Source organism: Conexibacter sp. CPCC 206217 (genome assembly GCF_030646165.1).
Classification (GTDB): domain Bacteria; phylum Actinomycetota; class Thermoleophilia; order Solirubrobacterales; family Solirubrobacteraceae; genus Conexibacter.
The window spans coordinates 1-10,775 of the sequence record NZ_JAUTDO010000019.1 but is presented as its reverse complement, the minus strand read 5'-3'; the positions used below and the strand labels follow the sequence as shown (position 1 = coordinate 10,775).

Annotated in this window: 12 protein-coding genes; 7 read left to right on the top strand and 5 right to left on the bottom strand. The window is 75.0% G+C overall.

What is annotated here, in order from left to right:
* On the bottom strand, positions 1-515 hold a 515-nt coding region (locus Q7L65_RS27525), incomplete at its 3' end, for an AMP-binding protein (RefSeq protein WP_304726670.1).
* Positions 516-648: 133 nt separating this feature from the next.
* A complete protein-coding gene (locus tag Q7L65_RS27520; RefSeq protein ID WP_304726669.1) occupies positions 649-1,836 on the bottom strand; it encodes an AI-2E family transporter in 1,188 nt (395 codons plus the stop codon).
* 164 nt (positions 1,837-2,000) lie between these two features.
* Between Q7L65_RS27520 and Q7L65_RS27515 the strand changes: the two genes are divergently transcribed.
* From Q7L65_RS27515 to Q7L65_RS27495, 5 genes are all read left to right on the top strand, one after another.
* Entirely contained in the window at positions 2,001-4,142 is a 2,142-nt protein-coding gene (locus Q7L65_RS27515; protein ID WP_304726668.1) for a LuxR C-terminal-related transcriptional regulator, read from the top strand.
* Between the two features lie 105 nt (positions 4,143-4,247).
* Positions 4,248-4,610, top strand: a complete 363-nt coding sequence (locus Q7L65_RS27510) for a carboxymuconolactone decarboxylase family protein (protein ID WP_304726667.1) — start codon at positions 4,248-4,250, stop codon at positions 4,608-4,610.
* 118 nt (positions 4,611-4,728) lie between these two features.
* Positions 4,729-5,019: an SHOCT domain-containing protein gene (locus Q7L65_RS27505; protein WP_304726666.1), complete on the top strand. Its 291-nt coding sequence runs from the start codon at positions 4,729-4,731 to the stop codon at positions 5,017-5,019.
* Between the two features lie 4 nt (positions 5,020-5,023).
* Positions 5,024-5,521, top strand: coding sequence for a DUF6325 family protein (locus Q7L65_RS27500; protein WP_304726665.1), 498 nt, complete (start codon positions 5,024-5,026; stop codon positions 5,519-5,521).
* Positions 5,518-6,927, top strand: a complete 1,410-nt coding sequence (locus Q7L65_RS27495; RefSeq protein WP_304726664.1) for a DUF2252 domain-containing protein — start codon at positions 5,518-5,520, stop codon at positions 6,925-6,927. Before Q7L65_RS27500 ends, Q7L65_RS27495 begins: the two co-directional genes overlap by 4 nt.
* Before the next feature lie 63 nt (positions 6,928-6,990).
* On the opposite strand, the gene Q7L65_RS27490 is transcribed toward Q7L65_RS27495, so the two are convergent.
* Together Q7L65_RS27490 and Q7L65_RS27485 are read right to left on the bottom strand one after the other, a co-directional pair.
* A complete protein-coding gene (locus Q7L65_RS27490) occupies positions 6,991-7,629 on the bottom strand; it encodes an RDD family protein (protein ID WP_304726663.1) in 639 nt (212 codons plus the stop codon).
* On the bottom strand, positions 7,626-8,492 hold the full coding sequence (locus Q7L65_RS27485; protein ID WP_304726662.1) for a hypothetical protein: 867 nt from the start codon (positions 8,490-8,492) through the stop codon (positions 7,626-7,628). The genes Q7L65_RS27490 and Q7L65_RS27485 overlap by 4 nt, the downstream gene beginning before the upstream one ends.
* A gap of 209 nt (positions 8,493-8,701) precedes the next feature.
* Here Q7L65_RS27485 and Q7L65_RS27480 point away from each other — a divergent pair, with 209 nt between their 5' ends.
* On the top strand, positions 8,702-9,466 hold the full coding sequence (locus Q7L65_RS27480) for a TetR/AcrR family transcriptional regulator (RefSeq protein WP_304726660.1): 765 nt from the start codon (positions 8,702-8,704) through the stop codon (positions 9,464-9,466).
* Here Q7L65_RS27480 and Q7L65_RS27475 read toward each other — a convergent pair.
* Positions 9,396-10,283 (bottom strand): universal stress protein, encoded by an 888-nt coding sequence (locus Q7L65_RS27475; protein WP_304726659.1) that lies wholly within the window; start codon positions 10,281-10,283, stop codon positions 9,396-9,398. The two genes, Q7L65_RS27480 and Q7L65_RS27475, sit on opposite strands and share 71 nt — an antisense overlap.
* 162 nt (positions 10,284-10,445) lie before the next feature.
* Between Q7L65_RS27475 and Q7L65_RS27470 the strand changes: the two genes are divergently transcribed.
* Positions 10,446-10,775 (top strand): GAF domain-containing protein (locus Q7L65_RS27470; RefSeq protein ID WP_304726658.1); only part of this gene is annotated, 330 nt, incomplete at its 3' end.

Sequence of the window (10,775 nt, the reverse complement as noted above, 5' to 3'; positions counted from 1 at the left end):
GGCGGGGGCGCGGGCGCGGCGGCGGGCGCGGGCGCGGGCGCGGCGGCGGGCGCAGGCGCGCCGGGCAGCGGGTCGAGCGACAGCAGCGCCGCCTTCCCCAGCGCGTCGCCGAGATCCGCCAGCAGCGGGGCGAAGCGGGGTTCGAAGATCACCGCGGCGGGCTCGACGAAGCGCAGCACGTAGTCCAGCTCGCGGCGGACGTAGCGCGTGTTGAGCGGGACGTTGATCGCGCCGAGCCGGTGGGACGCGTGGTAGGCGACGTGTGCCTCGGCGGCGGCGTCGTTGGTCGTCAGCAGCGCGACGCGATCGCCCTTGCCGACCCCGCGCGCGGCCAGCACCGTCGCGACCCGCCCGGCCTGCGCGCGCAGCCGCGCGTAGGTGAGCCGGACCTCCGCCCCCGCGAGCGCGCTCGGGGCGATCAGCGCGACGCAGTCGGGGATCTCCACGGCGCGCGCGTCGAGCAGGTCGCGCACGGTGCGCTCGGCGACGCTGGCCGGCAGCGGGATCGCAGTCACGCGAGCGAGCCTCCTCCGCCCGGCCGTCCCGCTCAACTGGCGGATGCGCCAGTCGGTCCGCGCCGCCGGCGGCGCCCACCCGCAGGCCACCAGGCGACCGGGCGTGCGCGTCCGGCTCCGCGGTCGCTCGCGCTCATGACGGGGCCGGTTCCGGGTCGGCGCCGCTCGCGTCGTCGGCTGCTGCGGAGGCCGCCGCCTCGGCTGCCGCACGCGCGCGGGCGACGTCGGCGGAGATCCGCACCAGCGCCGAGGTCACCGGCGCCGCCAGCACCAGTCCGACGCCGCCGAAGAGCGCGCCGCCGCCGATCGTCACGACGAGCACCGCCAGCGGGTGGATCCCGAGCGCGGCGCCGTAGGCGAACGGCTGCACGAGCTGCTGGAAGATCCCGTTGGCCAGCAGCTGCAGCACGATCATCGCCAGCGCCATGTCGGCGCCGCCGGAGAGCGCGAGCAGAACCGCGAACGCGCCCGCGCTCCAGGCGCCGAGGTACGGGACGAAGCCGCCGAGGAACGTGACGACCGCGATCGTCCCCGCCATCGGGACGCCGATCACGAGCGAGCCGACGCCGACGATCGCAGCGCTGTAGGCCGCCACCAGCGTGACGCCGAAGAAGTAGCCGCGCAGCGACTGCAGCACGCGCCGCAAGGTCAGGCGCGCGATCGGGACCGGGACGCCCGCGTGATGCTCCACCCAGTGGCGGATCGACGGACCGTCCTTGAGCAGGAAGAAGAGACTGAGGACGGTCAGCGCGAGGAAGAAGACGAGCGACGAGAGCCCCTCGATGCCGCGCGCGACGCCGCTGGTCAGCGCCCGCAGCGCGCTCGACCCCGAGTCGCCCGCCTGCTGCGTCGCGCTGCTGGCCGAGCCGCTGTCGATCCCGAGGCTCTTGAGCCAGTCGGTCACGGTCGTCTCCGCGTCCGCCAGGTGGGACTCGACCGACGCCGCCTCGCCGGTGACGCCGCCGACGATCAGCAGCACGATCAGCGCGCCGAACGCGATGATGCCGAGCAGCAGCAGCCCTGTTCCGACCGCGCGCGGGATTCCGCGGTCGGCCAGCCAGCGCACGACCGGCGCGCCGACCGCCGCGACCACCGTCGCCGCTATCAACGGCATCACGATCGCGTGCGCCAGCGAGGCGAGCCAGACGAGCCCGAGCAGCAGCACCAGCACGCCCGCCGCCAGCCACGACATCAGGCCGGCGTTGCGCAGCCACGGCGGCGCCGCCAGCACGCGGCCGAGCTGACCGGGATCTATCTCGATCGTCTCGTCTGGCACGGCGGACGCGCCGCCTCTGCGCCGGTGCAGCCGTCCTCTGATCATGGCGGCGATCGTCGGTGAGATGGCGCCGATTGTCGTCACCCGATGCGGGTGATCGGCGCCGCGGCCGTAAAAGGTGGTGCACGCACCACCCAGGACACGGGCGCGCAACCTTGTCGCCTGTCGCCGCCGGCGCGAGGCTGACCGTGCCCTCCCCGCTCCCGCCCTTGAGATCCCCCACGACATCCGCTCCGCCGCGCACCAGCTCGCTTCCGCGCCCGCTGCCCGGCCTGGTCGCGCGGCCGCGGCTCGTGCGAACGCTGCTCGACGCGACCGCGCCGCTGATCGCCGTGCGCGCGCCGGCCGGCTACGGCAAGAGCGTGCTGCTGCGGCAGTGGGAGCAGGAGGATCCGCGCCCCTTCGCGTGGATCGACCGCGGCGGTCGCTGCGACGACGCAGGCGGCCTGATGGGCGCGATCGCCGAGCAGCTCGACGCGGCACGCGGCGCCCGCGTGCTGGTGCTCGACGACCCGCGTGTGCTGCGCGACGCGAGCGGCCTCGCGCTGCTCGCCGACGTCGCGGCGTGGCAGCCGGACGGCTCACACGTGGTCGTCGCGACACGCGGCGAACCGGCGCTCCCGCTCGGCCTGCTGCGCGTCGAGGGCGGCCTGCTGGAGCTGGGTGCGAGCGATCTCGCGATGACCGACCTGGAAGCGGAGCAACTGCTCGAGGCGGCCGGCGTCGCGACGGACCCGGCTGCCCTGGAGCGTTGCGAGGGATGGCCGGCGGGCCTGCGCTTGGCCGCGCTCGCGCTGGGGGCGACGGCTGGCGCCGACCGGTCGGGCACCCGCTTCGACGGCGCCGACGGATTCGTCGCCGATTACCTGAGCGACACGCTGCTCGCCGCGTTCGATCCTGCCGACGTCGCGTTCCTGCGCCGTTGCTCGCTGCTTGGCGAGCTGTCCGGGCCGCTGTGCGACGCGGTGCTGCAGCGGCGCGAGTCGGGCGAGCTGCTGCGGTCGCTCGCCCGCGGCGGCGTCCCGCTGACGCCGCTCGACCGCGGCGAACGGCGCTTCCGCCCGCACCCGCTGCTGGCGCAGATGCTGCGCGCGCAACTGCGCCGCCGCGAGCCGGAGCTGGTGCCGGCGCTGCACGCCCGCGCGGCCGTGTTCCACATGCGCGAGCACGACGTTCCGCGCGCGCTCGACCACGCGCTTGGTGTGGATTCGGCGCGCGCGGGCGAGCTGCTGTGGAGCCTCGCGCCCGCCTACGCCGCCGCCGGGCGCGGCCGCGAGCTGGCCGCGTGGATCGCTCGCTGCGACGACGACCGCCTCGCCGCCGACCCGGCCCTGGCGCTCTCCGCTGCCGTCGAGCGCCTCGCCGCCGGCGACCGCGACGCGACCGAGCGATGGGCGGATGCGGCCGAGCGTGCCTTGGGCGCACGCGCGGTCGATGCGACCGATCGCCCTCTGCGAGGTGGGCTCGCGCTCGTCCGGGCCGGTCTCGGACGCGGGAATGCTCGACGTCTGTCGGCCGACGCGGCGAATGCGCGCGAGCTGGCCGCGGCCGACGATCCGGCGCACGTGGTCGCGGAGCTGCTCGAAGGGGCCGCCTTGCGGCTGCTGGGCGAGACGGAGCAGGCGCAGGCGCGGATCGAGCGCGCGGCGCGCAGACAGGCCGTCGCGCTCCCGCTGGTGCGCGCGTGCGGACTCGCGCTGCGTGCGATGACCGAACTGGAAGCGGGCGACCGAGCGGAGGCGCTGCGGCTCGCGAGCACGGCCGTCGACGAGCTCGAAGCCGGCGGTCTCGCCGACGATCCGCACGGCGCGTTCGCGTACGCCGTGGCCGCATGCATGCGCGCGGACGCACCGGTCGCACCACCCACGACGAGCGGGCGCCCCGACGCGGTCGTCCAGGCGCGCGCGGATGCCGATCGCGCTCAGCGGCTGCTCGCCGCGCTGCCCGATCCCGCGCCCTGGTTCGCGGCCGAGACGCGGCTCGCGCTCGCGCATGCGCTGCTGCGGCTGAGCGACGCCGCGGCGGCGCGGGTGCAGCTGCAGCGCGCCGGCCGGCTGCTGCGCGTGCTGCACGACGCGAGCGGGCTGCGGGCGCGGCTGGACGCGGCGTGGGAGTGCGCCGACAGCTTCGCGATCGGCGCCGTCAGCGGTCCCGCGGCACTGACGATCGCGGAGCTGCGCGTGCTGCGCTTCCTGCCCAGCCACCTGTCGTTCCGGGAGATCGGCGCGCGGCTGCACGTCTCGGCCAACACGGTCAAGACGCAGGCGCACGCGGTCTACCGCAAGCTCGACGCCTCGTCGCGTTCGGAGGCCGTCGCGCGCGCGACGCAGATCGGGCTCGTCGGCGGCTGAGCCGCTCCCGTCATCCCGTTGGGAGGATGCCCGCGGCGACCGGCCGCCCTACGCTCGACCGACGAACGGCGAACGGCGGCGCTCCGCCCGGGAAGTGGGCTTCTGGTGAAGACCGACGAGCTGCTGCGGCGACTCGCGCTCAATGACGAGGAGGTCGTGCGATCGGCGATCGCCGACGCGCCGCGCGACGCCGCCCGCGTCGACGTGCCGCTCGACGAGCGGACCGTCGCGCTCGTCCGCCTCGCCGCGCTGCTGGCGGTCGGCGCGGCCGTCGCCTCCTGCCGCGTGGCGGTCGAGCGGGCGCGCGCGGCGGGCGCCGGCGACGAGCAGCTCGCCGCCGTGCTGCTCGCCGTCGGCCCTGCGGTCGGCGCCGCCCGCCTCGTCGACGCCGCCCCGCGCCTCGCGCTCGCGCTCGACCACGAGATCGAGGGCGTCGACACGCCCGGACCGGGTGCGCGACGGGCCTGAGGCCGACCTCCTCACCCGTTCCGGGTGATGCGCCGCGGCGGCGCGCGCGCTGTAGTCGGTCGACCTGAAACGCGCGACGAAGGAGCAGTGCATGCCGCTGATGCGAAGGAGGCCACTGATGCGCGCCGCGATGGTCGGCGGCGGCGCCTACGTGGCAGGAAGGCACGCGCAGGGACGCAAGCAGCAGGAGAGCGACCAAGAGGCCCGGATCGAGCAGCTGGAGAATCAGCCGCAGGCGGCGCCGGCCGCCGCGCCGGCCGCAGCAGCGGCGCCCGCGCCCGCCGCGGGGCCCGCCCCGGTCGTCGACGTCGCCGGCCAGTTGACGCAGCTGAAAAGCTTGCTGGACGCCGGTGTGCTGACGCAGGCCGAGTTCGACGGGCAGAAGCAGAAGCTGCTTCAGGGAGCGTGAGAGCATGAGCTTTGGACCGATGCAGATCCTCGTCGTCGGCTTCGAGGAGGGCAGATTCACCGGCGCGATCCTCGAAGAGCTGCGGCGGCTGCGCGAGCACGACGTGATCCGGCTCGTCGACCTGCTGTTCGTCCAGAAGGACGAGAACGGCGAGACCGCGGTGATCGAGACGAGCGACCTGACGACCGACGAGTCGATCGAGCTGGGCGCGCTCGCCGGCGCGCTGGTCGGGCTCGGCGCCGCAGGCGAAGAGGGCGCCGAGGTCGGCGCGCTCGCCGGCGCGGAGGCCGCCGCGGCGGGCGAGACGCCGCTGGGCGACGACGTCTGGTTCGTCGCCGACACGATCCCGCCCGGCAGCAGCGCGGCGATCGCGATCATCGAGCACCGCTGGGCGATCGGCTTGCGCGACGCGATCCGCGAGGCCGGCGGCGAGGCGCTCGCCGACGAATGGCTGCACCCGTCCGACCTCGTCGCGGCCGGGGAGCGCGTGCTGCCGACATGAGCGCGCCGACGCGGCGGGAGCGGCTGACGGCACGGGAGTCGGCGGAGCGCGGGAAGGCCGCCCGCGCCGTCGTCCCGCGCTCCTCGCACGGCGAGTGGGCGCCCGCGCCCGACCGCGCCGATCCCGTCGCGCAGCTGTCCGCGCAGGCCGCGGATCGCCTGCAGGAGCTGGTCCCGATCCGCCACGGGCGGATGCTCGCGTCGCCGTTCGCGTTCTACCGCGGCGCCGCGACGGTGATGGCCGCCGACCTCGCCGCGACGCCCGATTCGGGCTTCACGGTGCAGGCGTGCGGCGACGCGCACATCTCCAACTTCGGCGGCTTCGCGGCGCCCGACCGCCGCCAGGTGTTCGACATCAACGACTTCGACGAGACGCTGCCGGGGCCGTGGGAGTGGGACGTCAAGCGGATGGCGGCGAGCGCGGAGATCGCCGGCCGCGAGCGCGGGCTGTCCGCGGATGCGCGCACGGACGTGGTCGAGGCGGCCGTGCGCGAGTACCGCGTCGCGATGCGCGAATTCGCCGCCGAGGGCAACCTCGCCGTCTGGTACGCGCGGATGGACCTCGACCAGCTGAGAGCGCGCTACGGCACCGACATCGCCGGCAAGGACGTCGCGACGCTGCGGAGAGCCGCCGTGAAGGCCCGTCGCAAGGACAGCGCACGCGCGCTGACGAAGCTGACGCACGTCGTCGACGGACGGCTGCGGTTCCTCAGCGAGCCGCCGCTGCTGGTGCCGATCGAGGAGCTGGTCTCGGCGCAGGAGGCCGTCCACACGGCCGAGTGGATGAACGGGCTGATCGCCTCCTATTCGCAGAGCCTGCGCCCCGATCACGCCCACCTGCTCGCCGGCTACAGATACGTCCACCTCGCGCGCAAGGTCGTCGGCGTCGGCAGCGTCGGCACGCGCGCCTGGGTGACCCTGCTGGAGGGCAGCGACGGCGCCGACCCGCTCGTGCTGCAGGCCAAGGAGGCCGACGCGTCGGTGCTCGAGCCGCACGTCGGCGCCAGCGAGTACGAGGAGCGCGGCCGCCGTGTCGTCGAGGGACAGCGGCTGATGCAGGCCGCCAGCGACATCTTCCTCGGCTGGGACCGCGCGACCGGACTCGACGGCGCCACGCGCGACTTCTACGTGCGCCAGCTGTGGGACTGGAAGCTGTCCGGCGACGTCGAGCGGATGACCGCGACGGCGTTCCCCGCCTACGTGCGCGTGTGCGGCTGGTCGCTGGCCCGCGCCCACGCGCGCACCGGCGACCGCGTCGCGATCGCCTCCTACCTCGGCTCCGGCGCTCAGTTCGACCGGGCGATCACCCGTTTCGCCGCGGCGTACGCGGACCAGAACGAGCGCGATCACGCGGCGCTGGCCGAGGCCGCGGCGGCCGGTGAGATCGAGGCGCGGGAGGGCGTCTAGGCGCCCTTCCGGGCCGCTCCCGCGACGACGACGCTGCCGCCGGCGCGACCGTCCGCCCGGGGGCTAGCCCCCGGGCGGACGGTCGCGCGTCATCGCGTGCACCGGGCCCGCGACGACGACGCTGCCCGCGACCATGTCGTGCAGGCCGCGGCGGCGGTCGTTGAAGAGGATCGGGAGGAAGCCGATCAGCAGCGGTATCGCGCACAGCGTCAGCGCGATCAGTCGCAGCAGGGCGCGGCTGGGTCGCAGCGTGCTGTCGTCGTCCGCGGCGCGGGCGACGCGGATCCCGAGCATCCGGTTGCCCGGCGTCTGGCCGGTCGCCGACCAGAAGCCGACGAAGTACGAGACCGACCACAGCAGGTAGACGAAGCCGCCGAGGCCGAGCAGCCCGCCCTTGGCGCTGTCGGGGATCGACAGCGCCGACAGCGACAGCCCGACGGCCGCGCCGACCGCGACCGCGACGGCGTTGATGATCGCCGCGTCGACGGTGAACGCGATCGCGCGCGTGATCAGCCCTTCGTAGTAGGGCGCGACGGGGATCGGAGTGGCGGTCGCGGCGGCGCTGAGGCGGGCATGGGCGGCCGCGGACGGGTGCGGGGCGGTGCCCGTCGGCTCCCTCGGGCCGCCGGCGGCCGGCGGACCGGTGGCGCCGGCGCTGCCGCGCGCTGGTCGGTCGCCCGCGCCGCTGACGTGCCCGCTCATCCCTCGCCCGGCTGCGCGCGCTGTCTGCGGCCGAAGACGTTGCGCACGCGCGACTCCAGCCACGTGTCGGCGCTGCGCGACTGGGTGCGGACGCCGTCGGCCAGCTCGTCGACGAAGCCGGCGCTCTGGCGCGTGATCGCGTCCGCGACCGACGGGCTGCGCGCGATCTCGTCGACGATCAGCCACAGCTCGTCGGTCAGCAGCAGCTGCTGGACGGCCTCGGTCAGCAGTCTGCTGTCGATCACGCGCACGACGAGCCGCTCCATCGCGGCGCTGTCGAGCGCGGACGCGACCGCGCGCTCCAGCTCCGGCCCGTCCAGCACGCGCGCGACCGTCTGCTCCAGCAGGCCGTCGGCGAGCAGCCGCTCGGCGACGTGGCGCGGCAGGTCGACCGCCTGCGCACGGTCGAGCAGGCCGTCGATCGTGTTGGCCGCGAACAGCTCGTCCGCGACGCGCTCGGCGACGGCATAGCGCGTCACGTCCTCCGCCGCCGCCTCCACCAGCGGCCCGCTCAACGCGGTCGCGACGCTGCGCCGCGCGAGCCCGCTCGCGAGCACGCGCTCGACGACCTCGGCCGCGACGGCCGATCTCAGCAGCGCGTCGACGAGCGCGAGCGCAGCCGCGCCGCCGCGCCGTGCGGCGGCGTCGCGCAGCTCCCGGCGCGCAGCCGGCCCGCCCAGCTCGCGGTCCGCCCGCACCGCCGCCCCGCGCAGCTCGCGCTCGGCCCACGCTCCAGCGGCGACGCCCGTCTTCACCGGCCGCAGCGCGATGCCGGCGAGCGTGCCGCCCAGGCCGAACAAGGAGCGCAGTGGACTGTCGCCGGCGCCGGCCGGTGCCTCTCGGATCTCCAACGACGTCTCCATCGGCTCCTCCGTCCTGCAGCGCCCGCGGCGCTCGCAACTGCGCCAAAGCATGACAGCGCACGGCGCGCGCGTCTTCATCCAGTCGGGAGGAGATGACCGTCAGCGCGCGTCGGCGGTTCGCAGCGGCCGCTCGCGTGTGCCGGAACGTCTGTCCAGCGCGCGCGGACATCCGAACCACACGACGTACGGTACGGTCAGGGGGACGCGCCATGACCCGGCTTCCACGCAACCGCAGAACGCACCTCACGCCGGAGGAGATCGCCGCGGAAGTGCTGCGGCAGTTCGACGCGGGCGCGACCGCACCGAGCATCCGCCACCTCGCGAGAGCGCTCGACGTCGCGCCGTCGGCGATCTACCACCACTATCCGTCGCGCGCGGCGATCTACACGGCGGGCGTCGACCTCGTCTGGCAGGAGGCGACAGCCGCGCTGCTGGCGGAGATCGCCGACCCGTTCACAGCGGACCCGGTCGAGGTGCTCGTGACCGCTGGGCTGGTGACGCGCCAAGCGTTCCTGCGGCACTACCGGATCGCCCCCTACGTCGCCGCCAGCCACGCGACGACCGGGCTGCTGGCGAACGTGCTGGCGCTGATAGCGAGCGTGATGGAGCGGCTCGGCCTGGAGGATGAGGCGGCGACCGCCTGCTTCCACACCTACGCGTCGCTCACGCTCGGCTCCGTCACGTTCGCCGCCAACCGCCTGATCGCCAACGACGAGCTGGAGTTCAACACCACGGGCGCGCGCTTCAGGTCGACGCCGGACGCCGAGGACGCGAGCCACTCGAGCGAGCCGATGCGCCGCGCGGTCGATGCCGTGATCGACCTCTCGACCGTCGACCCCGCGCGCGACGAGGAGCTGTTCGCGACGGGGCTGCGACGGCTGATCGAGAGCTTCGGCCTCGCCGTCAGCGCGGATCCGCCGAGCGCGGATGCAGCAGCACCGGGCACGCCGCCTCCCGCACCACGCGCGCACTGACGCTGCCCAGCAGCAGCCGCAGCGCCGGCCCGTGGCTGCGCGAGCCGAGCAGCAGCAGGTCCAGCCGCTCGCTCGCCGCGATCAGATCGCGCGCCGGGCCGCCCTCCGGCCGCTCCAGCTCGACCCGCTCGATCCCGTGCTGCTCCAGCGCGACGCGCGCAGCCGCGAGGTTGCGATCGGCCAGGTCGCGCATGTCGCCGACGAAGCTGCCGTAGCCGTAGCCGCCGGTCAGCGGCGGGCCGACCGTGTCGACGACGTCGATCGCGACGACCGTCGCGTCGCCGCCATCGACCAGCTCGGCGGCGAGGTCAAGCGCGTGGACCGCCTCGACGGAGCCGTCGTAGGCGACGCCGACGCGGCGCAGACGCGTCGTCTCCGCCGTCTTCGCAGCGTATCCGGGCGGCGCCACGGCGACCGCGCGCGGGGCGCCCGCGAGCGTCTGCTCGGTCACGCTGCCGGCCCAGATGCGGCCGAGGCCGTGGCGGTGGCTGGAGCCGAGCACGATCACGTCGAAGTCGTCGTCGGCCGCGGCCCGGTGCAGCCCGGCGCTCGGCGAGGTCGCGCGCAGCGCCTGGAAGGCGGCCTCGTTCAGCTCCGGCCACGCGGCGCGCGCCTGCAGGAGCGTCTGCTGCGCCTCGTCGCGCAGACGCTCCTCGCGCAGGCTCGGCTCGCCCTGCGTGTTCTTCGGTATCAGCGCGTCGTAGACGGTCGCGACGACGACCTGCGGGTCGGTGGCGGCCTCTGCCAGGACCCGCCCGAGCGCGAGCGCGTCGTCGCCGTGGGAGGAGCCGTCGTAGCCGATCAGAATCTTGCGCATTGTTGTTCTCCGGGCGATTTCGCGGTCGTGGGCCAGACCGGACGGGCCGGGCCGGTCGAGTGCTCGACGCTACGCGGCCGCACGCCTCGCTCCATCGTGTCTCTGCCGCAGAGCGATTCCGTGGAAACAACGGATGCGCACGGGCCGTAGAGTTGGCGCGCGATGCTCGACCGCCAGCGACTGAGCCGGATCCTCGAAGTCGGACGCTCGGTCGTCTCCGAGCTGGAACTGGAGACGCTGCTGCAGCGTGTGCTCGACGAGGCGCGCGCGCTGACGGGCGCCAGATACGCCGCGCTCGGGATCCTCGACGAGAGCCGCACCGAGCTGGAGCGGTTCCTGACGGTCGGGATAGACCCCGCCGCGCACGCAGCGATCGGCGACCTGCCGCGCGGGCGCGGCGTGCTGGGCGTGTTGATCAGCGACCCCGAGCCGCTGCGCCTGGACGACGTCGGCGACCACCCGCGCTCCTACGGCTTCCCGCTCGACCACCCG